The organism is Rhodococcus qingshengii JCM 15477 (assembly GCF_023221595.1).
GTDB lineage: Bacteria > Actinomycetota > Actinomycetes > Mycobacteriales > Mycobacteriaceae > Rhodococcus_F > Rhodococcus_F qingshengii.
In genome coordinates, this window is record NZ_CP096563.1 from 4721172 (window position 1) to 4747135 (window position 25964).

The following is a 25964-nucleotide window of genomic DNA, read 5'->3' on the forward strand; positions in this document are numbered from 1 at the left end:
AAAACCGACACCCGTTCACTCGCTCGTCGGCATCTTTCGACTCGAGCGGTGCTCAACATGAAGGAGCTCGCAAGTGCCTACTCTCCAGAGAGACGTTGCAATCGTCGGCGCCGGCCCCTCTGGCCTGGCAGCTGCAACCGCGCTGCGCAAGGCCGGTTTGACCGTCGCTGTGATCGAAGCGCGCGACCGCGTCGGCGGCCGCACGTGGACCGACACCATCGACGGAGCAGTTCTGGAAATCGGCGGCCAGTGGGTCTCCCCCGACCAGACCGCGCTGATCTCCTTGCTCGACGAACTCGGCCTGAAAACTTTCGAGCGCTACCGCGAGGGCGAGTCCGTCTACATCTCGTCGGCAGGTGAGCGGACGCAGTACACGGGCGATTCCTTCCCCACGAACGACACCACGAAGAAGGAGATGGACCGTCTCATCGACGAGATGGACGATCTCGCAGCGCAGATCGGCGCCGAGGAACCGTGGGCACATCCCCTCGCCCGCGATCTCGACACAGTCTCCTTCAAGCAGTGGCTGATCAATCAGTCCGACGACGCCGAGGCACGTGACAACATCGGTCTCTTCATCGCCGGTGGCATGCTCACCAAGCCCGCCCACTCGTTCTCTGCCCTGCAGGCCGTACTCATGGCCGCTTCCGCAGGCTCGTTCTCCCATCTCGTCGACGAGGACTTCATCCTCGACAAGCGAGTGATCGGCGGAATGCAGCAGGTATCGATCCGCATGGCAGAGGCCCTCGGCGACGACGTCTTCCTCAACGCACCCGTGCGTACGGTGCAGTGGAACGAATCCGGTGCAACGGTGTTGGCGGACGGCGATGTTCGCGTCGAGGCAAGCCGAGTGATCCTGGCCGTACCGCCCAACCTCTACTCCCGGATCTCGTACGATCCCCCGCTGCCGCGTCGTCAGCACCAGATGCACCAGCACCAGTCCCTCGGCCTCGTCATCAAGGTTCACGCGGTGTACGAGACGCCTTTCTGGCGCGAAGACGGCCTCTCCGGCACCGGCTTCGGCGCGTCCGAGGTAGTGCAGGAGGTGTACGACAACACCAACCACGAGGACGATCGCGGCACCCTGGTCGCTTTCGTCTCCGACGAGAAGGCCGACGCGATGTTCGAGCTTTCCGTCGAGGAGCGTAAGGCCACGATTCTGGCCTCACTTGCCCGCTATCTCGGCCCGAAGGCCGAAGAGCCGGTTGTGTACTACGAATCCGACTGGGGCTCGGAGGAATGGACCCGCGGTGCGTACGCAGCGAGCTTCGACCTCGGAGGCCTGCACCGCTACGGCGCGGATTCCCGCACGCCCGTCGGCCCGATTCACTTCTCGTGCTCCGACATTGCGGCCGAGGGGTACCAGCACGTCGACGGTGCCGTTCGGATGGGTCAGCGAACCGCAGCCGACATCATCGCTCGCAGCAAGGCCTGACGGCCGCTTTGCCAAGTCTCGATCATTGCCCGGCAGTCACGATTGCCGGGCAATGATCGAGAGCAGTAGTTCCGCCCGAACCCTGGCCACTTCCAGCCGACAGTCGATTAGGCTCTCCACCTTCGCCATTCGGCTTCGCAGCGTGTGCCGGTGGACGCCCATCGTGATGGCGGCCGCTTCCCAGTGTCCGTTGGCCTCGAGAAATGCCCGCAGCGACGCCAGCAGTTCGGTGCCGTTGTCACGGTCGTAGTCCTCGATCGGTGTGATCATCGTTTCCGCCAGCGTGTTGAGCACTTCACGCGTCGAATCGAAAGACAGCAGCACACTTCCGGTCAGCGCCGCGAATTCCAAAGGTTCGCCACCGATTTCCGCCGCCGACGCACACAGCTGGGACTGTTCGACGGCGACCGCCAGCGCAGCGACCACCCGTCGCGCGCTCAAGCCGACACGAAGCGCGCGAAGATCCGACCTCGATACCCCGCCGAGCAACTCTCGGGCGAACTCGACGTCGTCGGTTCCACGCAGCAGCACCGTGACGCGAGTGTCGTTGATCCGCGAGAACAACTGCCGCCCTGCCTTGTTCATGAACTCGGCAATCTCGGCTCCGAGGCGTCCCGCTACGTCGGACGTGTCGGCAAGAACTGTCAATCCTCGGATCATTCCCTCGCCGTCGGCGGCCTGCCTGATCTGTTGCCATGCCGGCGCCGGGTCGCGATCCTCGGTGAGCAGCAGCCCGAGGGCGTGCGAATTCAACTGATCCTGAGTAGCACGCAGGCGCGCAGGTTTCTCGAAGTCCAACGCCAACAACGAGTTCGCGTGACCGAGCAGTATCTGATCGACGTAGCTGAGCGCCGAAGCACTGATCACCGCCAGGTATCCGTACGGCGTTCGCCCGACGCTGATCTGCTGCACCGCGATCGACGCTCCAGACCTTGCGAGCGTCACGCTACTGGAGGCACCGCCACCGAGAGTTGCTCGCAGTTCGTCGATCACGTCGTCCGTCGGCAGTTGAGGTGAGCTCTCGAGAACTCTTCCGGCGACGTCGAGAAGAAGCACCGTCGCCGAGGTTGCGATCGCCAGTTCACGCACGGTTGCGGCAGTTCCGCCGGAAATGACGGCACGCGTCATCCGCGGTTGCGCCCGCGACGCCCGGAGGACAGCTTCGTATTCCTGCTCTGCCAACCGGCTCATTACGCGCTTGACGACGGCAGCAAAAGGCGTCGGCAACGGCACCTCGATGAGCGGGAGTCCGATCTCGTCGGCGACAGCCACCAGATCGGCCGGAACCTCGGGATACGAGAGTCCGGTCCCGAACCCGACCGCCGCCACACCTGCCGCGTCGAGCATTCGGAGATAACGGCCGCGCTTTTGCTGAGTGGACGGCAATCGGATGCCGGTGGTGAGGATGAATTCGCCGCCGGTCAACCATCGGAAAGGGTCGAGCAACTCCGTGGCGTGCGCAAATGTGATTTCGCGACCGACGCCCTGGGCGCCGCCTTTGAGTTCCAGCGCGAGGTCCGGCTGCGCCAACATCCACCGCACAGCGATCGTCATGGGCTGGACTGTACAACTCGGCGCGTCGGGGATCAAAGATTTCACCTTTTTGGCAGCTGCCTTTACTTGTGAGTCAGCGCACACTTGCTCACACACGCCCCAAAGTGCGAGTTCCGTGCTGATCACCTCGGCCGGAACTCGTTCGACCTCGAGAGGAACCGGTACCGATGTCGATCGTCGTACTCGAGAACTACATCAACGGTGAATTCGTCGCCTCAGCCGCGACGGAAACACTCGACCTGATCAACCCCGTGGACGAGAGTGTGGTCGGGCGTACGCCGGTCTCCACGAAGGAAGACGTCGACGCCGCCGTCGAAGCCGCACAGAGAGCATTCGAGACCTGGGGCAAGACGACGCCGAGCGTGCGGCAGGCTGCACTCCTCAAGCTCGCCGACGCCATCGAAGCGCACAGCGACGAAATCGTCGCAGCCGAAAGCGCCAACACCGGCCAGGCCCACCAGATGATCGCCGACGAAGAGGTCAAGGTCGGAGCCGATCAGATGCGGTTCTTCGCCGGAGCCGCACGACTTCTCGAGGGCAAGGCGGCCGGAGAGTACATGGAGGGTTTCACCTCCTACGTCCGTCGTGAGCCGATCGGCGTCGTCGGTCAGGTCACGCCCTGGAACTACCCGTTCATGATGGCGCTGTGGAAGATCGGGCCCGCCCTCGCGGCCGGCAACACGATCGTCCTCAAGCCCAGCGACACCACACCGGGCAGCACGCTGGTCCTGGCGAAGCTCTCGAAGGGCATCCTGCCGGACGGCGTGTTCAACGTCGTGCTCGGCAACGGCGGAACCGGAGCGACGTTGGTGGAGAACCCGGCCCTCGGTCTCGTCTCGATCACCGGTTCGGTGCGGGCGGGCATCGCTGTCGCCGTGTCCGCAGCACAGCAACTCAAGCGCGCGCACCTCGAACTGGGCGGCAAAGCGCCGGCGATCGTCTTCGGCGACGTCGACATCGAGAAGACCGCCACCGGCATCGCCGAGGCAGCGTTCTTCAACGGCGGCCAGGATTGCACCGCGGCCACTCGCGTGATCGTTCACGAGTCCATCCACGATCAGCTCGTCGAAGCCCTCGTCCGGAACGCCGAGAAGCTGCGCCCCGGAGCGCCTTCCGATCCTGATGCCTTCTACGGCCCGCTCAACAACATCAATCACTTCAACGCCGTGAGCGACAAGATCGCGAACCTGCCGGCGTCGGCCAAGATCGTTACCGGCGGAAAGCGTTCGGGCGAAACCGGATTCTTCTTCGAGCCGACCGTCATCACCGGCGTCGCGCAATCGGACGACATCGTGCAGGAAGAGACTTTCGGTCCTATCCTCACAGTCCAGAGCTTCTCCGACGAGAAGGAGGCGATCACGCTTGCCAACGACGTTCGGTTCGGCCTGGCCTCGAGCATCTGGACCAAGGATCACGGTGTCACGCAACGCGTCTCCGCTGCTCTCGACTTCGGTGCGGTGTGGATCAACTGCCACATCCCGCTCGTCGCCGAAATGCCGCACGGCGGCTTCAAGTATTCCGGTTACGGCAAGGATCTCTCGGCCTACGGAGTCGAGGACTACACCCGTCTCAAGCACGTCATGAGTTCGCACGACTGAGTCGCCGCCCCTCCTGCTGTGCGCCTTTATCAACCCCCCGCGGTTAATAAAGGCGCACAGCAGATTCCTCCAATCCGGAAAAGAGCCACCATGCGCCTTATCGTCGGATACCTCGCCACACCCAGCGGTAAAGACGGGCTGGTCCTCGGGGCCCAGCTCGCGCGCAGTCTCGGCGCGCAACTCGACATCTGCATGGTCCTCCCACCGGATCGGACACTGCCGGCCAAGGTTCCCTCGGAAGCCGGCTACGACGACATCCTCGCCGCGCGTGCACACGACTGGCTCGCCGAGGCGAAAGCGTCGGTGCCCGAGGACATCCAGGTGGAAGTACACCTGAGCTTCCACGAGTCGTTCGCTCAGGGCCTGCTCGACGAAGTGGACCGACTGAATGCGCTCGCGATCGTGGTGGGAGCTTCCGGCGACGGTTTGCTCGGCCGTCACGCGATAGGTTCGGTCTCGACCGAACTGCTTCACTCCGCCCATGTCCCGGTAGCACTGGCGCCTCGCGGAACGCGGAACTCGGCGGCCACTGCGATACGAGAGGTCACCTGTGCACTCGGCACCCGTGTCGGCGCCGACATCGTCTTGAACACCGCCGTGCGCGCCAGCGAACTGATGCAGGTTCCGTTGCGACTGGTCTCACTGGTAGCGCTCGACCCCCAGAACGATCTGCGCGATCATCGCGACACCGCCGAGTCGGCCAGGGAGCGTGCACGAAATCACGCTCAGGACACACTCGACGTCGCAAGAGCCGCGCTCCCCGCGGAGTTCCCCATCGAGGTCATCATTGCCGACGGATCTACCGTGGAATCGGCAGTGCGTCAACTGGACTGGCAGGACGGCGACCTCGTGATGGTCGGTTCCAGCCGTCTCGCGCAGCCCCGCAAACTGTTCCTGGGCTCGACCGCCGCCAAGATGCTGCGCGTACTGCCCGTACCCATGGTCGTAGTGCCAAAGCACGAATTCACCCAGCCGGAGGCACTGTCATGACCAGCACCGAACTGAGTTCCAAAGGCCTCGCCACCGGCAAGATCGGCATGATCTCCGGCGCGGTGCTCGGAATCTCCTCCGTGGCACCGGGTTACACCCTGACGGCCAGCATCGGATTGATCGTCGCTGCGGTCGGTCTCAAGATGCCCGCCATCTTCATCGCCGGCTTCATCCCGATGTTCCTCACCGCGTACGCGTACCGCGAACTGAACTCCGACACACCTGACTGCGGCGCGTCATTCACGTGGTCCACCAAGGCATTCGGACCGTACGTCGGCTGGATGTGCGGCTGGGGCATGGTGATCGCCACGATCATCGTGCTCTCGAACCTCGCTGCGATTGCCGTCGACTTCTTCTATCTGTTCATCGCGCGGGTGGTCGACAATCCGTCGATCGCCGATCTGCCGGGCAATAAATTCGTCAACGTCGGCACCACGCTGGTATTCATCGCGTTGGCCACCTGGATTGCCAGTCGGGGAATCACGACCAGCGAGCGCGTACAGTTCGCGCTCGTCGGCTTCCAGATGGTGCTGCTGGTCGTCTTCGCCGTCGTTGCACTGGTTCACGTCGGCGCCGGCGACGCCCCGGCCGGATTGTCCTTCGACCTGAGTTGGTTCAACCCGTTCAGCGGACTCGCCATCGGTGCGTTTGTCATCGGACTCACCGGATCGATCTTCGCGTTCTGGGGCTGGGATACCTGTCTCACGCTGGGCGAGGAGTCGAAGAACCCCAAGAAGACCCCCGGCCGCGCCGGTTTGCTCTGTGTCGCAACCATTCTCCTGACCTACCTGCTGGTCGCCGTTGCCGCGATGATGTACGCCGGCGTCGGCGAGGAAGGCCTCGGCCTCGGCAATCCCGACAACTCCGAGAACGTCTTCGGCGCTCTGGCCGACCCGGTCCTGGGCAACTGGGGCGGAATGCTTCTGTTCCTCGCGGTCTTCGTCTCTTCAGTCGCCAGCCTGCAGACCACGTTCCTGCCCGCGGCACGAACCATGCTCGCCATGGGTGCATACGGAGCTTTCCCCAAGAAGCTCGCCGAGGTCTCGCCTCGGTTCCTGGTGCCGTCGTACGCGACCGTCGTGGCCGGCGCGGTAACCGCAGTGTTCTACAGCGTCGTCACGTTCCTGTCCGAAAGTGCTCTGCTCGACACGATCGCCGCACTCGGCATCATGATCTGCTGGTATTACGGCATCACCGCATTCGCGTGCGTGTGGTACTTCCGCAAGACGCTTTTCGAGAGCGTACGAAACTTCGTCTTCCGGCTCGCGTTCCCACTCATCGGTGGCCTCATGCTGCTTGCGGTGTTCGTCATTTCGGTCCAGGAGAGTATGAATCCGGACAATGCCAGCGGAGCATCCATCGGCGGAATCGGCCTGGTCTTCTTCCTCGGCTTCGGAATCCTCATCCTCGGCGCGGTCCTGATGATGGTCATGCGAGTGCGCAATCCCGAGTTCTTCGAGGGCAAGACCCTCAACCGCGACACGGAGGCTCTGCGCGACGAGAACGACCTCAGCGTGTCCTAGGAGACAGTAGATTCGGGGGCCTGCGCGATCAGGCCCGCCATCAACACGCGCAAGCCGAATTCGAAGGCGGCGTCGGCACGTTCGGGATTTTTCCCGGACGTTGCCAACGCCGCCTTCATCGCGTCGTTGGCTTCGGGTCCCGACGCCCACTGGACGTCCGGCGCCGCCAGGTCCAAGGCCGAACCGAGAACAAAACTGTCGACGGTCGTGATCGCGTGCAGTGTTTCGGTCGGGTCGAAGCCACCATCGTCAAATGCCTGCGCCAATGCGTTGTACAGAGTGAACGCCACACCGGCCTGCACCGTCTGGGCCGTGAAGAGCGGAATCAGACGAGGATGCGCGGCGTAGCTTCGCCGGTACTCGGCTGCCAGCGCCGCGACGGTCTCACTCCAGGTCCCCGAGGCCGACTCGACGTCGATTCCTGCCATCAGCTTAGCCCTCATCAGTTCGACGATCTCGGCTCGTCCGGAAACGTGGTTGTAGAGCGAGGACGGTCGAACCTTCAGTCTTGCGGCGAGTCCCGGCATGGTGAAGTCGCCGGATTCGTCCACCGACTCGATCGCTGCCTCGGTGATGATCGCCGGTGAGAGCAGTCGTTGCGATGGCCGCGGCATATGTCCTCCTGTAGTGATCCACACCGTTCGGGGCGCTGCAAAAAACAATTCCTCGAAAGTCCTTGATCAATCAGCGCTCACCCACCATACTTAACGAATCACATTCGTTTTACGTTGAACGTCGAATACCCGAGCACCGAGGAAACCCCATGCTGACGATCACCGCCCTCACCCCACCCGAGTCACCGGCCGCGACTTCGCCGTCCACGTCCACCCCTCTGCGTGTGGGTCTCGTCCAACATCGCTGGCACGAGGACCAAGACGACCTCCACGCTGAATTGAGCGAAGGCATTGCGTCCGCAGCGAAGCTGGGCGCTTCCGTGGTCTTTCTTCCGGAGCTGACGCTCAGCCGCTACCCCGCCTCCACCCCGGCCGGCGACAATCCCGGACGCGCGGCGGAAGACCTGCTCACCGGACCCACTTTCGCCTTCGCCACCAAGGCCGCCGCGGAGAACCAGGTTCTCGTTCACGCGTCGTTGTACGAGCGCAGCGACGCCGAGGACGGCCTGGGCTTCAACACCGCGATCCTGGTCTCGCCCGGGGGTGAACTTCTCGGTCGTACCCGCAAGCTCCACATTCCGGTGACGGCCGGGTACTACGAGGACACGTACTTTCGCGGCGGTCCGTCCGAGGACGCATACCCCGTTCACGAGGCACTCGGCGCCAAGTTCGGACTCCCGACATGCTGGGACGAGTGGTTCCCCGAGGTCGCACGTGCATACTCCCTCGCCGGTGCCCAGGTCCTGGTGTACCCGACGGCGATCGGCTCGGAACCCGATCACCCGAACTTCGACACCCAACCGCTGTGGCAGCAAGTGATCGTCGGAAACGGTGTCGCCAACGGCACTTTCATGGTTGTCCCCAATCGCCACGGCAGTGAAGGTCTCATCACCTTCTACGGTTCGTCGTTCATCTCGGACCCGTACGGACGCATCCTCGTTCAGGCTCCGCGCGACGAATCAGCCGTCCTGGTCGCAGATCTCGACCTGCAGCACCGTGAAGACTGGCTTGCGCTGTTCCCGTTCCTGGCCACTCGCCGACCCGACACCTACTCGGCCCTGACCGCACCGGTGAACACTGCAGGAGCCAACCGATGACCTGGCGCATGCCCGCGGAAAGTGAGCCGCACGAACGTACCTGGATGGCGTACCCGAGCGCCGGATACTCTCTCGGGGACACTGCGGAAGAGCAGCACGAAGCGCGCTCGACGTGGGCGGCCGTCGCCCACGCCGTCGCCGAATTCGAGCCGGTCACCGTCGTCGTCGATCCCGCCGAAGTCGAAGAAGCACGAAAGTACCTGTCCGAGAAGGTCGACATCGTCGAGGCACCTCTCAACGACGCGTGGATGCGCGACATCGGGCCGACGTTCGTCCTGTCCGACGAAGGCCGTCTCGGCGGAGTCGACTGGGTGTTCAACGGCTGGGGTGCACAGGATTGGGCGCAGTGGGACAAGGACTCGAAGATCGGCGCATTTGTCGTCGAACAATCCGGTGCCCAGTTGATCGACTCACCAATCGTCAACGAGGGCGGCGGTATTGCGGTCGACGGTCTCGGCACCGTCTTGGTCACCGACACCGTCCAACTCGATCCGGGACGAAACCCCGACCTGACGAAGGCCGACATCGAGGCCGAACTCGCCCGCACCATCGGCGCCAAGCACGTGATCTGGCTTCCCCGCGGATTGACTCGCGATCAGGAGACGTACGGAACGCGCGGACACGTCGACATCGTCGCTGCCATCTCTTCCCCCGGAGTTGTACTCGTCCATGACCAACGCAATCCGGTGCACCCCGACTACGCCGTCAGCAAGACGATCATCGAGTTGTTCGAAAGCTCGACGGACGTCGGCGGTCGGCCGTGGAAGGTCATTCGGGTACCTGCGCCCGAGATCCTGCGCGACGACGAGGGATTCGTCGACTACAGCTACATCAACCATCTCGTGGTCAATCGCGGAGTGATCGCCTGCAGCTTCGACGATCCGGCCGACGCCGAAGCGGCCCGGATCCTTGCGGCCGCCTACCCCGGGCGCACCGTCGTCACCGTCGACGCCAGACCGCTGTTCGAACGTGGCGGCGGCATCCACTGCATCACCCAGCACCAGCCCGCTGAACAAGACTGACGGCGGCAGAATTAGCGGCGACCTCGCATGTAGTCACTCACGACCGCGGCGCCGAGGCCGTCCAGGTCCGGCGCGATGACGCGTCCACCCACCCGGTGCGCCATCCGGTCGACCACCCTGGCCAGACCTGGATCCTCACCGAGGCGGAAGAACGTGACCTTGGCGCCCAGCCTGGCCACCGCGTCGAGTGCTCGAACCGTCAAACCGAGGGTTCGCGCACTCGGCGGGTAGTCGAACCTGGCTTCTCCGTCCGCTTCGAGATGAGCCGTCGGCTCACCGTCGGTGACGATCAGTACCACCGGCTGTGCGTTGGAGTGGCGTCGAAGATGCCTGGCCGCCAACAACAGTGCGTGGTGCAGGTTGGTTCCCTGGTCCCACGCGCCGTCCAAACCAGCGAGCTCCGACGGGCTCAGCACGTGCGCGTGGCGTCCGAAGGCGATCAACTGGAGTTCGTCGCTGCGAAATCGCGTACTCACCAGATGATTGAGTGCCAGAGCGGTGCGCTTCATCGGCACCCAGCGATCTTCCATCACCATCGAGAACGACGTGTCCACCAGGAGAGCAACCGCAGCCTGACTGCGCTGTTCGGTTTCGGCCACCTCGACATCGACGACGCTCAGCCGCACCGGCATTCGGCCCGGGTCACGCAGGACGGCGTTGGTGATGGTTCTCGTGACGTCCCACGGTTCCGTGTCCCCGAATTCCCATTCGCGGGACGCTCCGGTCGGTTCACCCATCGCACCGGCCCGACGCGTATCGCGTTGACCGGTTCGTGACGACAGTTGCCCGGCGACATCGCGCAGAGCAGTCTGTCCGAGCTGTCGCATGGCTTTGGGCGACAAGCGCCATTGACCATCCGGTGCACGATCGAAGAAACCCTGTTCCTGCAAAGCCTTTTCGAGATCGGCCAGGGTGCGAGCATCAGCGGCGGCTTCGTCGCCGAGTTGCCGCGCGAGTAGCTCGGGGTCGATGTCGTCGAGCGCCGCGCCCGCGTATTGCTGCGACAGTTGATCCGCCAAGGATTCCAGCTCGGCGATGTCCTGCAGGGCACCGGTCCCCTCACCCAACCCCATTCCGTTGTCGCCGCGGAACTGTTGCGAACCTTCCCAGTCCTCACCCGGCCGAGCCGCCTGAAGGAACTGGTCGAGTTGACTCAGCTCACTCATCAGGCTCGGATCACCGAACGCCTGCTGCGCCAACGCATCCAACTCGTCACGCTGCTCCTGCGAGAGCGAGTTCCGCAATCGTTGTGCAGCCGCCGCGCGCTGCGCCAAAGAATCCAGAAGTTCCTCGACGTTGCGCGGGTTGTCCGGGAAATACTGCCCGTGCTTGTCCATGAACTCCGCGAACTGCTCCGCAGTGTCGACGCCGCGAGAGTGCGCGTCGAGCAGTTGATTCAGATCAGCCAGCATCTGGCGTATCTGCTCACGATCCTCGTCGGTGGCGCCCTCGAGTGCCTGCTTCATTCCCGAGAAGCGTTGATCGAGAACCTCACGTCCGAGCAGATCACGAATCTTCTCGTAATCCGCGCGAGCCTGTTCGCTGCGCCAGTTGTAGTCGGCCAGATCTTGCACGGCCTGAGCTGTCGACGGCGGTAACTCCTCGATCCGCATTTCGTTGAATCGTGCGTCGTCGTCGAGAGCACGTGCCAGTTCTTTGCGCTCTTCGAGCACCGCCTTGTCGAGAAGCTTACGAACCTCGTCGAGCGTTCCGTCGAGATTGTTGCGGCGTAGCAACTCACGTCGGCGCCGGTTCGCCTGGGCAGCAAGGTCGTCGAGCCCGCGCATGTCCCGGTTGCCTCGGCGCAGGAGCTCTCGGAGGGCATGGCGCGGCGACGTGCCCGACAACACGTCGTCGCCGATTGCTGCCAGGGCCTCGCGCAGATCCACGGGAGGCGCGAGCGGATCGGGACCACCGTCGTAAGGCCCGTACCGCGGATTGTGGATCATCACTGCCCCTTACGAATATACCGAGCGGCCGCCCGGGCCTTGATCTTTGGAGATCCGGCGCGCGAGGTAAAGCCCTTCGAGGGCAAGTTCGGCACCGGCGGCACGCTCGCCGTCGGATTGCGCACCGAGACGTTCGGCTACTTCGTCCAGGACCTCGAGGTCCGGAAGCTCGTCGAGAAATGCCTTGGCCGTGACAGATTCACCGGTGACGATCGTGTTGCCCATCTCCACCGCAGCAACCAGCATCCCCAGGTCGATCCCGCCGAGACGTACCCGAACCGTATCGGCGGTCGCGCGACGCAGCAGGTGCTCGAGCACCTCCAGTTCCCGTCCCTCTTCACCGGATTCGAACTCGACCTTGCCGCGAAGAACCTCGACCACGGACTCGAGATCGACGGGCCGTGCAACAGGATCGGCTTCGCCGAGCACCGCTGCCCGTCGTACCGCGGCGGCACTGACGGTTTCCGCGCCGGCGACGGCAAAGCGTGCCGACACACCCGATCGCTGGTCCACCGAGGTGGATTCGCGGAGCAGGCGAGTGAATCTGGCAAGAATTTCGAGAAGGTAGTCGGGCACCTCCGCGGCCACGTGCGCCTCCTGCTCGATCACCGCGATCTCGCCCGCCAGCTCGACGGGGTAGTGAGTGCGGATCTCGGCGCCGAAGCGGTCCTTGAGTGGTGTGATGATGCGCCCGCGGTTGGTGTAGTCCTCGGGGTTGGCGCTCGCGACCAGAAGAACGTCCAACGGAAGCCGAAGCGTGTACCCGCGGACCTGGATGTCCCGCTCTTCCATCACGTTGAGCAAAGAGACCTGGATGCGTTCGGCGAGGTCGGGGAGCTCGTTGATGGCCACGATTCCGCGATGCGCGCGAGGCACGAGGCCGAAGTGAATGGTCTCCGGATCGCCGAGGCTCCGGCCTTCGGCAACCTTGACCGGATCGACGTCGCCGATCAGGTCGGCGACCGAGGTATCCGGCGTCGCCAACTTCTCGGAGTACCGCTCGCTGCGGTGGCGCCAGGCGATCGGGAGGTCGTCGCCCAGTTCCTTGGCTCGACGTATCGAAGCCGGGGTGATCGGCTCGTACGGGTGCTCCCCCAGTTCCGAGCCTTCGATGACGGGCGTCCACTCGTCGAGCAGGAGCCCGAGAGTGCGAAGCAGCCTCGTCTTTCCCTGACCTCGTTCGCCGAGCAGAACCACGTCGTGGCCGGCGATCAGCGCCCGCTCGAGTTGCGGGGCGACCGTGTCCTCGAACCCGACTATCCCGGGCCAGGGGTCACGGCCGTCCCGCAACGCGGCGAGAAGATTCTCTCGTAGTTCTTCCTTGACACTTCGCTGTACGTGTCCGGAGGCGCGTAGCTCTCCGAGGGTTTTTGCGACAGTCACCACTCCACGCTACGAGTGTTTTCGGGGTTTCGCCTCTCGCCGAGGAAGTTCGGTCGCTCAGCCTTCGATGTTCTCGGGATTCATCCAGATGATTTCCCAGATGTGGCCGTCGGGATCCTGGAAGCTGCGGCTGTACATGAAGCCGTGATCCTGAGTCGCGTTACCTTCGGAACCGCCGGTCTCGAGCGCCTTGTCGACGAGGGCGTCGACGGCCTCACGGGTCTCGGCCGAGAGACCGAGCAGCGCTTCCGTCGACGTCGAGGTGTCGGCGATGCCCTTGGTGGTGAAGGTCTTGAAGAAGGGCTCGGCCAACAGCATCACAACGATGGTGTCACTGATGACCATCGACGACGCATTCTCGTCGGAGAACTGCGTGTTCTTGGAGTATCCGAGGCCCTCGTAGAAGGTGGTGGCCTTGCCGAGGTCCTTGACGGGCAGGTTGAGGAAGAACATCGGCTGCGGGTTTGTCGCCATGAAAGGTCCTTTCCGAGACTTTGCTGTGCGCCTTTATTAACCGCCGGCGGTTAATAAAGGCGCACAGTAGACCTAAACTCCACCCATGGATACCTGGGTGTTGCCGGCCATGCTCGGCCTCGGACTCGCCGCAGCGTCCGGAATGCGAACCTTCCTGCCGCTGCTGATGCTCAGCGCTGCCGTCCACTTCGAGCTGTTCGGGATCACCGTCGGCGAGTCGATGCGGTGGATCGGATCGACCGGCGCGCTGGTCGCATTGGCAATCGCCGCGGTGGTCGAACTGGGTGCCGACCTCATTCCGTTCGTGGACAACGCACTCTCGGTGATCGGGAACGTCACCGGACCGATCGCCGGAGTGATCGCGGCCTGGGCGGCCTTCAGCCATCTCGACCCTGCGATGGCCGCGTTGGCGGGCATCATCGTCGGAGCGCCGACGGCGTTGACGTTCAGCGCCGCGCAGACCGGCACTCGCGCGGTCAGTACGGCCACTACCGGTGGGCTGGCAAATCCCGTCGTTTCCGTCATCGAGGATGTGCTGACTTTCTTCACCTCCTTGATCGCGATGATCTTGCCGCTCCTGATCATTCCCCTGCTCGCCGCGCTCTTGTGGTTCAGCTGGCGTGGCTGGCGTCGTGTCCGGAGTCTGCGCACCGCCTGACCGCACCGACCTGGTAGACAAGTCGTCATGTCCGACACCGAGATCTCGTTCCAATCCGGCGACGTCACCCTGTACGGGAGTCTTCGCCTGGCCGCCTCACCCGACGCCCCTGCCCCGGCCGCGCTGATTCTGGCCGGCAGCGGCCCCACCGATCGCAACGGCGACAGCGCCCTCCTCGAAGGCGACATCGGAACTCTGCGGTTCATCGCGGATCTTCTTGAAAAACAAGGGATTTCAAGCCTGCGTTACGACAAGCTCGGCAGTGGCGAAACCGCCCTCGGTGACTACGACATCGAGGACATCGCCGATCTCGGCTTCAACACTTTTGTCGACGCCGCCTCCGACGGACTGGACTACCTCGCCGGGCAACCCGGCGTCGATCCCGAGCGCTTGTTCGTGGTGGGACACAGCGACGGCGCCGTAGTCGCACTGGCTCTCGCCACCGCGAAAGAGGGCACGAGAGTCAGCGCCCTCGCACTGCTCGAGCCACTGAGCGTCAGACTTCTCGATCTACTCACGACGCAGATTCACCGCCAGCTCGACGCCGTCGTCGGCGCCGGTCAGTTGCCGGTCGAACTGGCTGACGAACTGCGCGTCGCGCTCGCCGATGCCGTCGAGTCGCTGCGATCCGAGGGCACTGTTCCGGATGACCTGCCCGAGCCGCTGCAGAATGCGGGACTCGTACACGCCAATGCCAAGGCACTCGCCGAGGAAGACGCATTGGACCCGGTTGCGCTCGTGGCGGCGCTACCGGCGGGCATGCCCGTTCTCACGAGCTGCTCGGACAAGGACATCCAAGTCATTCCCGCCGATGTCGCGGCACTCGACGCCGCGCTCTCCCATACAGCGCTGACTTCCGTGCGGATGCGCAACGCCAACTTCGTACTCAAGGACATCGGCGACGAACAGTCCACCGGTGCCGACTACGTCGCGCCGCTTCCGTACTCGGCAGAGTTCTCGGAGCCCTTCACAGCGTGGGTCCGTTCGTTCTCCTGATCACGTACAGACCGAACGTCCTCTTTTTCAGGTAGAAAGTTCCCTCCGCGAACCATCGCGGAGGGAATTCTGCTTTCTACGCCTGACCTGCAACGCAGACTCTTTCAATCCAGCGAGCCCGGGGACAGAAGTCACCCGGAGTTTACGTTCGCGGCGCTTTTTATTGGTGCGAACCCTCGATCCGTGCTGTACGGTCATCCATTAACCAGCAACGCCACACAGAAAGGAACGGACATCATGTCGCTACACCCGCACGTCGTATCCGTACCTTCGTGGCGCAGCTGCACCGCAGACAAGCACATTTTTTCGGCCGCAATGTCGGCCAAGCACATGGGCAACAAGCGCGGTGTACCCCGAGAATGATCCCCAGTTTCACCGGATTCGTTCTCGGGCACCCAGGGCAAACGCCTCGGGTGCCTTTTCTTTTACCTTTCACACGCAGGAGCACCACATGAAACTTCGAGTCAACCAACTGTCCATCGCGCCGCCGTATGTCGATCTGCCCGGTGACCTCACCGGATACGCCGTCACCCTGGATCTTTCACACTCCGATGCGGCCCACGAAGCTACCCTCGGCGCATTGATCAGCGAGATCCGCAGTCGCGGAGCCTCACGCGTCGTCATCACCGGCTCACCGCGCGAACTCCAGGGCACCCACAGCAGCGCCGCCTGAAAGACCCGGGCGGCCTGAATGCAGAACGGGCCCCGAACTCCCGTTGAGGAGTCGAGGCCCGCTACCGACGCAGGGGTCAGTGCGCGAAGTGGCGCGCACCGGTCAGATAGAGAGTGACACCGGCTTCCTTGGCTGCGGCAATCACTTCGTTGTCGCGAACCGAACCACCCGGCTGCACAACAGCCTTGACGCCGGCATTGAGCAGCACCTGCAGACCGTCAGGGAACGGGAAGAACGCGTCCGAAGCTGCAACCGAACCTACGACGCGGTCACCGGCTCGCTGAACAGCCAGATGCGCTGCATCGACGCGGTTGACCTGGCCCATACCGACGCCGACGGACGCGCCGCCGGAGGCCAGCAGGATCGCGTTGGACTTCACCGAACGGCTGGCGCGCCAAGCAAATTCGAGGTCAGCGAGAGTCTCGGCATCGGCAGCCTCACCGTTGGCGAGGGTCCAGTTGGCCGGGTTGTCGCCGTCGGCGTCCAGGACGTCGCGCTGCTGGAGCAACGTACCGCCGGAGATCGGACGCAGTTCGATTCCGGTAGCGGTCGGAGCGGCTGCCTTCAGAACACGAATGTTCTTCTTACGCTGCAGAACCTCGACAGCTCCGTCTTCGTACGAGGGCGCGATGACGACCTCGGTGAAGATGTCGGCGATCTGCTCGGCCAGTTCGACGGTGACCTCGCGGTTGGCAGCGATCACACCACCGAAAGCACTGACCGGATCGCATGCATGCGCCTTGCGGTGGGCGTCGGCGATGTCGGTGCCGATGGCGATGCCACACGGGTTGGCGTGCTTGATGATTGCGACGGCCGGATCAGTGAAGTCGTACGCTGCGCGCCACGCTGCGTCGGAGTCCGTGTAGTTGTTGTACGACATCTCCTTGCCGTGCAACTGCTCCGCCTGAGCCAAACCTGCAGGCGCAGCCGGGTTTTCGTACAGCGCAGCGTCCTGCTGCGGGTTCTCGCCGTAGCGAAGAACAGCGCTGCGGTTCCAGGTAGCACCGACCCAGGCCGGGAACAGCGAACCGTCTTCGTCAGCGGCGATCGTGCTCGTCATCCAGCTCGCAACAGCGACGTCGTACGACGCAGTGTGCTGGAAAGCCTGCGCCGCAAGCACAGTGCGCTCACGCAAGGTGAATCCGCCACCGGCAACGGCAGTCAGGACGTCGGCGTACCGAGCCGGATCGACCACGACGGCAACCGACGGATGGTTCTTGGCTGCAGCACGCACCATCGACGGGCCGCCGATGTCGATCTGCTCGACGCACTCGTCCGGGCTAGCGCCCGAGGCAACCGTCTCGGTGAAGGGGTACAGGTTCACGACAACCAATTCGAAGGTCGCGATGCCGAGTTCCTCGAGCTGAGCGAGGTGATCCGGCTTGCGGGTATCGGCGAGAACGCCGGCGTGGACGCGCGGATGCAGCGTCTTCACACGGCCTTCGAGGCATTCCGGGAATCCGGTCAGAGCCTCGACCGGGGTCACGGGGATTCCGGCGTCGGCGATCTTCGACGCGGTCGAACCGGTCGAGACCAACTCGACACCGGCCTCGTGCAGGCCCGTGGCCAGCTCGATCAGACCACTCTTGTCGTAGACGCTGACAAGTGCACGGCGCACAGCCTTGCGTTCACTCACTGGGGATCACGGCCTTTCGTCCATCGGAAACCACTCCGCGCGTAGCAACAGCGGCGATGACGTCCGCCAACAACCGTCGCTCCACAATTTTGATGCGTTCATGCAACGAAGACTCGGTGTCGTCGTCATGCACCGGCACAGCTTCCTGCGCCAAGATCGGCCCGGTATCAACTCCGCCGTCGACGAGATGCACCGTGGAACCGGTGACCTTCACGCCGTACGCCAGAGCGTCGGGAACCGCGTGCGCGCCGGGAAAGGCAGGCAGCAACGCGGGATGAGTGTTGATGATTCGGCCGCCGAAACGCTCGAGAAAGCTGGGGCCGAGGATTTTCATGAAGCCTGCACTGACCACGAGATCGGGTTCGTACTCGGCCACTGCTGCTGTCAGCGCCTCGTCCCAGGCGGCACGATTTTCGTAGGTCTTGATCGAGACCTTGAAGGACGGGATCTTCGAATCCGCAGCGTGCTCGGCGGCGAGGCAGTCACGATCTACACCGACGGCAACGATCTCGGCGGGGTATCCCTCGGCATGCGAAGCGTCGATCAGCGAAGTCAGCAGGGTTCCCGCGCCGGAAGCGAGTACGACTACCCGCGCGACAGAGTCGCGAAATTGGACCCTGTCGGGCATTGTCGGCTGCGGATTGTCGGCCGAGGCAGTCAGCGCACTACTCCTGAGAACTGGAAGATGATGCGGCCGGAGTATCGGCCGCATGACAGCCTAGTCGCTGGACTCCTGCGGCTTCGAGGGCAGGTCGGTCTCCGGCTCGGCCCCGGCTGTGGGGTCCGCCTCGGGTGCCGCGACAACCTCCGCGTCGACTACTTCGATCTCGACGGTTTCCTCTGTCACTACCTGCACGGGTTCGCCTGATTCTTCGACAATTTCGGCTTCGACGACCTTGGTCACTACCACCGCAGATTCCTGGGCGAGCACTTCGTCGGCGTTTTCGTCGTCCTCGCCATCCGTTGTGGCCGCGGCCGTGATCGCAAGTTCGGGCTCGGATTCTCGAGCCGGTTCAGCCGTCGGCGGCGCAACCTCGTCCTTCATGTGTCCGCGGTGTGAGAACCACATCGCGAACAGCGCCGAGACGGTTCCGAACAATCCCAGCCACGCAAAAGTCAGAAGACCGAAGCCCCACCACAGGACCTCGACGGTGCCGAACTGCCCGAGGTCTCCCCCCGCAGCAAGGGCAAGCAGAGCCATGACGACGCCGGCACCGGCAGCTGCCGTCAGCACTGCGAGCACACTGTCCTGCCCGGCGATGCGTCGAGCGCAATCACGGCCGAGCATCACACCCACCGCAGCCGGAACGATCAACAGCACCGGCCAGATTCCGCCGGCGACGCCTTCCGGAACCGCTCCGAGAAGGGGCAAGGGTGGCAGATCTCCACCGATGTTGCCGAACACGCTGATGGAGACGTTTCCGAAATCGGCCGTCGATCCCGTCATCACCGCGGCTGCACCGACCACGAGGTTCGGCAGGTAGAGCAGCGACAACACCGTCAATCCCAGTACGCCGACAAACCCGTTGCCGCGTGCGAGTAGGTCACCGACCGTCGACCACGACACGAGTAGCGACACCACGACGGCCACGGCGCCCGCAGCCAGCAGCGCTGCCGACGCGGCCGCGGCCGGACGAACAGCGGCAGATGCCCACGGCGGAATCTCGGCGACGACGCGATCCCAGTGCGCAGCAGCAACACCGACGGACGCGGCGATCAGGTGAATCCCGGCGACCCAGCCGAAAGCGGCCAACGTGTTGGGGCTCGACAGCGGAATTGCCGCGGAGGCGTCGGCGACAACGGCGAGAGCGATTGCCGTGATAGTCAACGGCCCGGCTACCGCCGCCCCCACCAGGCGGAGGGTGTCGTCACGGGAGTCGGTGTGCACCGCAGTCGACGCGCATCGGCGTGCGACCACCCACATCATGACGGCCGTCGGAAGCAATGGCAGTACACCGAGTTGGACGCCGCTGATAGTCGCCGGCACCTGGTGGATGACCAACCAGGTGGTGGCAATGGCGCCGAAGGTTCCGGTCAGGTCGCTGCTCGCCGATACCAAAGTGACCACGACGACAGCCGCGATCAGCAGCAGCGTCAGGCCCGACGGTCGGAAGGCGACGGTCAGCAGCTTGCGCGCCAGGTCCGGGTTCGGTCCCGGGCGACCGCCGCCGACGCGGCCGCTGCCAGTACGACCACGTCCGGGTCGTGAGGACGTGGGACGGGACCGGGTGCCATCAATCAAAGAACTCATCCCCTCGAGGGTTTCACTCGACAGTGCGCCGCGCACTCAGGCGCGCCGTCGGGCTCACGGAATGTGGCCTCCACCCGCAGCGGGTCGGAGGCCACATTCATGTTCGTGAAACGAAGAAGTACTACTGCTGACGCTCGTCGGGGTTCTGCGAGCCGAAGACCTTGGTCTCGGCCGCGGAATCGCTGCTGCCCTGGTCAGGTTCCGCAGACGGCGTCGGCGCTTCGAAGGTAGGCGGCTCGAAGCCCGTCGGCTGCTCGGTCGAGCCAGTCTGCTGCTGGTTGTACGGCTGGCCGTAACCGCGTGGAGCGGTGAACTGATCCGACGAGTAACTCGGGTTCGGCTGGCCACCGGGCTGAGAGGTCAGCGGATAGTAAGACGACGTCGTCGCGGCCGACGAGTCGGTCTGTCCGGGATTTTGCACCGGGTTCTGCCCGTAGGGAGACGCAGTCTGGCCGTAAGGCGGCTGCGAAGCGGTCGGGTCGACGGGGGCGGCGTGCGCTCCCCCGTATCCCTGCTGCTGCGCCTGCCCGTACTGCGGATTCTGCTGGTACTGGCCCGGCTGCTGAGCCTGCTGAGGCTGGCCGTACTGAGCCTGTCCGTATCCCTGTGGCTGACCTGGCGCCTGCCCCGGCGCCTGGCCGTAAGGCTGCTGCTGACCGTACTGCTGAGCTACCGGTCGGGGCGCGGGCGCCTTCAGGATTCCGATCTCGAACAACAACGCGGCGACTGCGACGACGGTCTGCACGAACGAGAGGATCAGCACGATGATCAGGCCCCAACCGAGGCTGATGTCGACGTAGTCGCTGGTACCGACGGAGAACGCGGCGAACACCAAAGCGAAGAAACCCGTGAGGGTGAGCGCTGCGGCAATGCCTGCATACGACTGCTTCGGGAGCAGCGAGACGCCTGCAACCACACCGCCGGCGAAAACGAATCCGAGGCCGTAGATGCTCGATTCGAAGAAACTCGAACTGGTATCCAGGCCGCTACCGATGCCGCTGCTGCTTCCACTGATCGACGTGAAGGGCGCAAAACCGAGCAGGAAATTGATCAGGCCGAGTGCCGCGACGGCGATGAGCAGGATGAATCCGAGATTCTTGGTTCCACCGCCCGCTGCCGGCTGATTCGGTGGCCCGAAGCTGGGCCCTTGCGGCGTGAACGTCATGACTTCTCCTCGTAGACGGTCTTCGATGGTTACCAGCGTATGTGTCTCGACTTCGCACGCTAACACCGACAGGAGACAATGGGCAGATGCCCTTCACCCTCGCGCCCGGCGCCGACCACGTCGTCGAAACCGAGGTGAAGCACTCACGATTCATCGCCGCGCTTCACCGAGTAGACGACGCCGAAGCCGCCACGGAGTTCGTCGCGGAGCAGAAATCGCTGTATCCCGATGCGCGCCATCATTGTTCGGCTTTCGTGATCGGATACGAGGCGAACTCACGCGTCGAACGTGCACACGACGACGGTGAACCGGGCGGCACTGCCGGGGTGCCGATGCTTCAAGTTCTCAAGTCTCGAGATCTGGTCGATGTGATTGTTGTCGTCACGCGCTATTTCGGCGGAATCAAGCTCGGCGCCGGTGGATTGGTCCGCGCATATTCGGGAGCGGTCTCGGTGGCTCTCGATTCGGCCGAGCTTGTGGCCAGGGAGAGAAAGATCCTGCGCACTTTGGCGATCCGGCACTCAGAGGCCGGTCGGGTGGAAGCGGAGCTGAGAGCGCGGGGCGTCTCGGTGCTCGGAACTACGTATGGATCGAAGGCGGTGATGACGCTCGCCGCCGGTGACGCCGACGATCTCGATTCGATCGTCGCATCCATCACATCCGGTGCGGGGCAGTTGGAACCTGCCGGGTCGATGTGGGTCGATACCACTGTGCGTGGTTAAGGAGTCCGGAGACTCCCTAACCACGCACGGGTGCGAAGCCCCTTACAGGGACTGAAGAATCTCGCGAGCGAGAGCAGCGGTGGCGGACGGCGTCTTGCCGACCTTCACGCCTGCAGCTTCGAGAGCTTCCTGCTTTGCCTGAGCAGTTCCCGAGGAACCGGAGACGATGGCGCCGGCGTGGCCCATGGTCTTGCCTTCGGGAGCGGTGAAGCCTGCCACGTAGCCGACGACCGGCTTGGTGACGTTGGCCTTGATGTAATCGGCTGCACGCTCTTCCGCGTCGCCACCGATTTCACCGATCATCACGATGACCTTGGTCTCGGGATCCTTCTCGAACGCCTCGATGGCGTCGATGTGGGTGGTTCCGATGACCGGGTCGCCGCCGATGCCGATGGCGGTGGAGAAGCCGAAGTCACGGAGTTCGTACATCATCTGGTAGGTCAGGGTGCCCGACTTGGAGACCAGGCCGATGGGGCCGGTGCCTGCAATGTTGGCGGGCGTGATGCCGACGAGGGCCTCACCCGGGGTGATGATGCCGGGGCAGTTCGGTCCGATGATGCGCGTCTTCTTGCCCTTGGACTCGTTGTACGCCCAAGCGTAAGCGGAGTCCTGAACCGGGATGCCCTCGGTGATGACCACGAGGAGCGGGATCTCCGCGTCGATGGCCTCGACGATGGCGTCCTTCGAGAAGGCCGGGGGAACGAATGCGATGGAGACGTCTGCGCCGGTCTCCTTGATTGCCTCTTCGACCGTCGCGAAGACGGGGAGCTCGACAGGGGAACCGTCAGCTGCAACGTGCGAGACCGTGGTGCCGGCCTTGCGAGCGTTGACGCCGCCGACGACCTGGGTGCCGGCCTTGAGCATCAGAGCGGTGTGCTTGGTGCCCTCGCCGCCGGTGATGCCCTGGACGATGACCTTTGAATCCTTGGTGAGGAAGATTGCCATTGTTCTGTGAGTCCCTTACTTCGCTGCGTGAGCGAGTTCGGCGGCCTTGTCGGCGGCCTCGTCCATGGTTGCGACGACCGTGACCAGCGGGTGGTTGGCCTCGGCGAGGATGCGACGACCCTCTTCGACGTTGTTTCCGTCCAGGCGAACGACGAGCGGCTTGTTGGCCTCGTCACCCAGGGTCTTCAGTGCGCCGACGATGCCGTTGGCAACTGCGTCACACGCGGTGATGCCGCCGAAGACGTTGACGAACACGCTCTTGACCTGTGCATCGTTGAGGATGACATCCAGGCCGGCAGCCATGACTGCAGCGGAAGCTCCGCCGCCGATGTCGAGGAAGTTGGCGGGCTTGACGCCACCGTGGTTCTCGCCGGCGTATGCGACGACGTCCAGCGTGGACATGACCAGGCCTGCGCCGTTGCCGATGATTCCGACCTCACCGTCGAGCTTGACGTAGTTGAGGTCGTTTTCCTTGGCCTTGAGCTCGAGGGGATCGGTAGCGTCGCGATCCTCGAATGCCTCGTGGCCGGGCTGACGGAACGCTGCGTTCTCGTCGAGGGTGACCTTGCCGTCGAGGGCGAGGATCTGATCGTCAGGCGTACGAACGAGGGGGTTGACCTCGACGAGGAGTGCGTCTTCGCCGATGAAGACCTCCCACAGCTTCTGGATCGTCACGGCCGCTGCGTCGAGCACCTCTGCGGGCAGCTTTCCTGCCTCGGCGATGCTGCGCGCGAACGCGAGGTCGACGCCCTTGACTGCGTCGACGGGGATCTTGGCGAGAGCGTCGGGGTTCTCCTCGGCGGTGACCTCGATCTCGACGCCACCCTCTACCGAGCACATGGCCAGGTAGGTGCGGTTGGTGCGGTCGAGCAGGAAGGAGATGTAGTACTCCTCGGCAATGTCACTTGCCTCTGCGACCAGCAGCTTCTTGACGACATGGCCCTTGATGTCCAGGCCCAGGATTGCCTCGGCGTTTGCCACTGCGGCATCCACGTCGGGCGAGTACTTGACGCCACCGGCCTTGCCGCGGCCGCCTACCTTGACCTGTGCCTTCACCATCACGGGCTTACCGATTTCTTCGGCAATCTCGCGTGCGCCGGCGACTGTGTCTGTAACACGTCCAGCCGAAGTCGGCACTCCGTGCTTGGCGAAGAGTTCCTTCGCCTGGTATTCGAAGAGATCCATCTGCTCACCGTCTCGTCTGCGTTGTCACCCGCTCGAGGGGTAGGAGCGGGTCTGTTCTGGACTTTAACCAGTTGCCGCGTTCGGTTTGCGCCCGCATTGATGCTATGTGGCCCAAGTCACGCGCAATTGCCCGATGAGGCACGCCTCACCGATTCGGCAAGGTGGCCACACCGAATTTGTCAAGCATCAGTCTCACTGATTCTTGCGCTCGAGAACGCTGCAACGAGAAGCAACACTATGCCCGTGGCCGCTGTGATCGCACCCACCCCCACGGTTGCGTCCGATATGCGCGATGACGTGAGTGGCCACTCACCGACGTACACCAGAGCTGCCACGGCAGATCCGATCAGCAATGCCGCGCCCCGCGACGGCCGCGCGGACGCTGCGATCACAGCGGCGATCACGACGGTGACGCCGACGAGCAGTTGACCCCAGACGTCAATTCCCCACGGCCACTCCAGAACTGAGGCCGCCGCATAGGCGTCGCCCTGATAGAGGGGAAGCGCGGTTCCGATCAGGACAGCGACGGCGCCGATCCCACCGACGAGAAGCACCAGCCCTCTCGAACCGCCACCTACCGACGTGTCGACATCCTCACGCTCGGCGCTTCCCGCCAGCCAGACGAGCAGTCCCGTCGCCGCAGCGAGGAAAGCCGCGCCGCAGAGCACGAAGGCGCCGGCCCCCAACCCGACGCCCGGTACGTCCGTGGCGATGACAGCCGACTGCATGACAGCGGCGACTCCCATCACGACCGTGGTCCACAACACGCCGACGGCCGGCCGCACCACCGCGGCGCGGCCCGGGGCGAACAAGCCCAGACCGGCGACCAGCAGTACAGCAGCCGCGAGCAGGACAACTCGAGACGAGAGCATGGACGGTTCGGGGATGTTCTCCGGCAACGACAGGACCGGAAGTGCCACCCCCAGGGCTGCCACTGCTGCGGTGACAACTGCGCCGATACCGGCAACGCGGTGAAGTCTGTTCACCCGCGCTTGCGCCGCCCGGGACTGAGCCACCATCGCCGCTTTCAGCGCACCCTTTGTCGTCTTCGCGGGTGCGCGAACCACACTTTCAGCGGGAATCGCATCTGTTTCACGCCTGGAAGCGAGGTAGGGAGCTGAAACTCCGATCACGGCGATGACCACGGCGGCCAGTGCCCCGACCACCGATCCCGAACCGACGCCGATCCGATCGCCGGCCGCGAACCCAGCCATCACCCTGGTTCCACTGACTGCGAGTGCGCCGAGACCGACACCGATCAGGGCGCCGCAGCCCACCGGTAGCGAGATGGACGTCAATGCCGCCGCGACCGCAACGAGTACCGCGACGCCGACCAATCCCGTACCGACGGCGGTGGCCGCCGCCGAGTCGACGAGCGGTTTGACCAGAAAGATCGGATCCTGCGAACTGAAGGAAGGACCGAACAGGGAGAGCACGAACACCACCGCGGCCAGAATCAGCAGCGCTGTCGGCCACCCACCGATCCGCCCGCCAACCGATCGCCCGTCGAATTCCGCGGCGCGAGCGCTGCCGTATCCGTCCCGCTCCGATTCACGATGGACGACCATGAAGCCGAGGACACCAGACGCCACAAGAAGTCCGTGGCCCGCGAGCGCGAGATAAGCGCCCGGACCCGCATCGATCGAACCCGCCGAAATCGGACGGAAAAGGTCCAAGCGGTTTGCATCGATTGCGTCGACGAACAACTGAACGTCGAGGATCGCCGCGCCGAGGGACACCGCGCCGATACCTGCCAGGAGTCCGCCTGCGAAGGCGGGCCTGCGCCCTGAGGTGAGCACCGCAACCAGCGGCACGACGATCGTGCAGACGGCAGCGAAGAGAGCGGCGGAAGCAAGAGCCCCCGTCGTGTCGACCCCGCGGCCACTCCCGACTCCGACGACGGGACTGGCTGCCACTCCGACGGCACCGAGCAGTCCGATTACCGCCGCGAGTGGCGCCCCTGACTTCACTCCGGGGTCGTCGAAACGCGCCTGCGACGTAGTTCCAGGTGTTGTGGACACTCGATCGACGGTAGTGCCTGAATGGACCGGTGATCCGGTTGTGACACGCGTGATCACGAAACGAGATGATTCG

General features: G+C 64.0%; 22 protein-coding genes. 10 read left to right on the forward strand and 12 right to left on the reverse strand.

Going from position 1 to position 25964, the window contains the following annotated elements; genetic code table 11:
* Nucleotides 1-73 precede the first annotated feature (73 nt).
* Nucleotides 74-1435 carry a flavin monoamine oxidase family protein gene (locus M0639_RS21485; RefSeq protein ID WP_050656887.1) on the forward strand — a complete coding sequence of 454 codons (1362 nt, stop codon included), beginning with the start codon at nt 74-76 and terminating at the stop codon, nt 1433-1435.
* 36 nt (nt 1436-1471) lie between these two features.
* On the opposite strand, the gene M0639_RS21490 is transcribed toward M0639_RS21485, so the two are convergent.
* Entirely contained in the window at nt 1472-2989 is a 1518-nt protein-coding gene (locus M0639_RS21490) for a PucR family transcriptional regulator (RefSeq protein WP_064074031.1), read from the reverse strand.
* A gap of 167 nt (nt 2990-3156) precedes the next feature.
* Between M0639_RS21490 and M0639_RS21495 the strand changes: the two genes are divergently transcribed.
* The 3 genes from M0639_RS21495 (at nt 3157) to M0639_RS21505 (ending at nt 7100) form a co-directional block, all read left to right on the forward strand.
* A complete protein-coding gene (locus M0639_RS21495; RefSeq protein WP_003946421.1) occupies nt 3157-4587 on the forward strand; it encodes a gamma-aminobutyraldehyde dehydrogenase in 1431 nt (476 codons plus the stop codon).
* A gap of 90 nt (nt 4588-4677) precedes the next feature.
* Nucleotides 4678-5577, forward strand: a complete 900-nt coding sequence (locus M0639_RS21500) for a universal stress protein (RefSeq protein WP_064074030.1) — start codon at nt 4678-4680, stop codon at nt 5575-5577.
* Complete coding sequence (locus tag M0639_RS21505; RefSeq protein ID WP_007727566.1) at nt 5574-7100, forward strand: APC family permease; 1527 nt, start codon at nt 5574-5576, stop codon at nt 7098-7100. Before M0639_RS21500 ends, M0639_RS21505 begins: the two co-directional genes overlap by 4 nt.
* On the opposite strand, the gene M0639_RS21510 is transcribed toward M0639_RS21505, so the two are convergent.
* Entirely contained in the window at nt 7097-7714 is a 618-nt protein-coding gene (locus tag M0639_RS21510; RefSeq protein WP_064074029.1) for a TetR/AcrR family transcriptional regulator C-terminal domain-containing protein, read from the reverse strand. The genes M0639_RS21505 and M0639_RS21510 overlap by 4 nt on opposite strands.
* 149 nt (nt 7715-7863) lie before the next feature.
* Here M0639_RS21510 and M0639_RS21515 point away from each other — a divergent pair, with 149 nt between their 5' ends.
* Both M0639_RS21515 and M0639_RS21520 read left to right on the forward strand, forming a co-directional pair.
* The gene (locus M0639_RS21515; protein WP_003946411.1) at nt 7864-8811 is read left to right on the forward strand and encodes a nitrilase-related carbon-nitrogen hydrolase; all 948 of its coding nucleotides are present in this window, start codon (nt 7864-7866) and stop codon (nt 8809-8811) included.
* On the forward strand, nt 8808-9833 hold the full coding sequence (locus M0639_RS21520) for an agmatine deiminase family protein (RefSeq protein ID WP_042921315.1): 1026 nt from the start codon (nt 8808-8810) through the stop codon (nt 9831-9833). Before M0639_RS21515 ends, M0639_RS21520 begins: the two co-directional genes overlap by 4 nt.
* Before the next feature lie 11 nt (nt 9834-9844).
* On the opposite strand, the gene M0639_RS21525 is transcribed toward M0639_RS21520, so the two are convergent.
* From M0639_RS21525 to M0639_RS21535, 3 genes are read right to left on the reverse strand one after another with little or no spacing between them, the layout of a single operon-like run.
* Nucleotides 9845-11782, reverse strand: coding sequence for a VWA domain-containing protein (locus M0639_RS21525; RefSeq protein WP_058226066.1), 1938 nt, complete (start codon nt 11780-11782; stop codon nt 9845-9847).
* A gap of 9 nt (nt 11783-11791) precedes the next feature.
* Nucleotides 11792-13168, reverse strand: coding sequence for an ATP-binding protein (locus tag M0639_RS21530; RefSeq protein ID WP_156525016.1), 1377 nt, complete (start codon nt 13166-13168; stop codon nt 11792-11794).
* A gap of 54 nt (nt 13169-13222) precedes the next feature.
* The gene (locus M0639_RS21535) at nt 13223-13639 is read right to left on the reverse strand and encodes a VOC family protein (protein ID WP_003946398.1); all 417 of its coding nucleotides are present in this window, start codon (nt 13637-13639) and stop codon (nt 13223-13225) included.
* A gap of 85 nt (nt 13640-13724) precedes the next feature.
* On the opposite strand from M0639_RS21535, the gene M0639_RS21540 reads away from it, so the two are divergent.
* From M0639_RS21540 to M0639_RS21550, 3 genes are all read left to right on the forward strand, one after another.
* Nucleotides 13725-14297 (forward strand): DUF4126 domain-containing protein, encoded by a 573-nt coding sequence (locus M0639_RS21540; RefSeq protein ID WP_007727593.1) that lies wholly within the window; start codon nt 13725-13727, stop codon nt 14295-14297.
* 27 nt (nt 14298-14324) lie between these two features.
* A complete protein-coding gene (locus M0639_RS21545; protein ID WP_054828129.1) occupies nt 14325-15293 on the forward strand; it encodes an alpha/beta hydrolase family protein in 969 nt (322 codons plus the stop codon).
* Nucleotides 15294-15744: 451 nt separating this feature from the next.
* Entirely contained in the window at nt 15745-15966 is a 222-nt protein-coding gene (locus tag M0639_RS21550; protein WP_003946391.1) for a hypothetical protein, read from the forward strand.
* Between the two features lie 76 nt (nt 15967-16042).
* Here M0639_RS21550 and purH read toward each other — a convergent pair whose 3' ends face one another.
* The 4 genes from purH to M0639_RS21570 all read right to left on the reverse strand — a co-directional run bounded on the left by purH (nt 16043) and on the right by M0639_RS21570 (nt 21018).
* The gene (gene purH / locus M0639_RS21555; RefSeq protein ID WP_064074028.1) at nt 16043-17602 is read right to left on the reverse strand and encodes a bifunctional phosphoribosylaminoimidazolecarboxamide formyltransferase/IMP cyclohydrolase; all 1560 of its coding nucleotides are present in this window, start codon (nt 17600-17602) and stop codon (nt 16043-16045) included.
* Nucleotides 17595-18314 (reverse strand): phosphoribosylglycinamide formyltransferase, encoded by a 720-nt coding sequence (gene purN / locus M0639_RS21560; protein WP_030534875.1) that lies wholly within the window; start codon nt 18312-18314, stop codon nt 17595-17597. Before purN ends, purH begins: the two co-directional genes overlap by 8 nt.
* Before the next feature lie 6 nt (nt 18315-18320).
* Entirely contained in the window at nt 18321-19853 is a 1533-nt protein-coding gene (locus tag M0639_RS21565) for a cell division protein PerM (RefSeq protein WP_064074027.1), read from the reverse strand.
* 121 nt (nt 19854-19974) lie between these two features.
* Nucleotides 19975-21018 (reverse strand): DUF5336 domain-containing protein, encoded by a 1044-nt coding sequence (locus M0639_RS21570; RefSeq protein ID WP_064074026.1) that lies wholly within the window; start codon nt 21016-21018, stop codon nt 19975-19977.
* A gap of 86 nt (nt 21019-21104) precedes the next feature.
* Here M0639_RS21570 and M0639_RS21575 point away from each other — a divergent pair, with 86 nt between their 5' ends.
* Nucleotides 21105-21740 carry an IMPACT family protein gene (locus M0639_RS21575; RefSeq protein ID WP_058037877.1) on the forward strand — a complete coding sequence of 212 codons (636 nt, stop codon included), beginning with the start codon at nt 21105-21107 and terminating at the stop codon, nt 21738-21740.
* Between the two features lie 42 nt (nt 21741-21782).
* Here M0639_RS21575 and sucD read toward each other — a convergent pair whose 3' ends face one another.
* The 3 genes from sucD to M0639_RS21590 form a co-directional block, all read right to left on the reverse strand.
* The gene (gene sucD, locus M0639_RS21580) at nt 21783-22685 is read right to left on the reverse strand and encodes a succinate--CoA ligase subunit alpha (RefSeq protein ID WP_003946432.1); all 903 of its coding nucleotides are present in this window, start codon (nt 22683-22685) and stop codon (nt 21783-21785) included.
* Between the two features lie 15 nt (nt 22686-22700).
* The gene (gene sucC, locus M0639_RS21585; protein WP_003946426.1) at nt 22701-23870 is read right to left on the reverse strand and encodes an ADP-forming succinate--CoA ligase subunit beta; all 1170 of its coding nucleotides are present in this window, start codon (nt 23868-23870) and stop codon (nt 22701-22703) included.
* Between the two features lie 179 nt (nt 23871-24049).
* Nucleotides 24050-25891, reverse strand: coding sequence for a hypothetical protein (locus M0639_RS21590; protein ID WP_231915111.1), 1842 nt, complete (start codon nt 25889-25891; stop codon nt 24050-24052).
* Nucleotides 25892-25964: the final 73 nt, after the last annotated feature.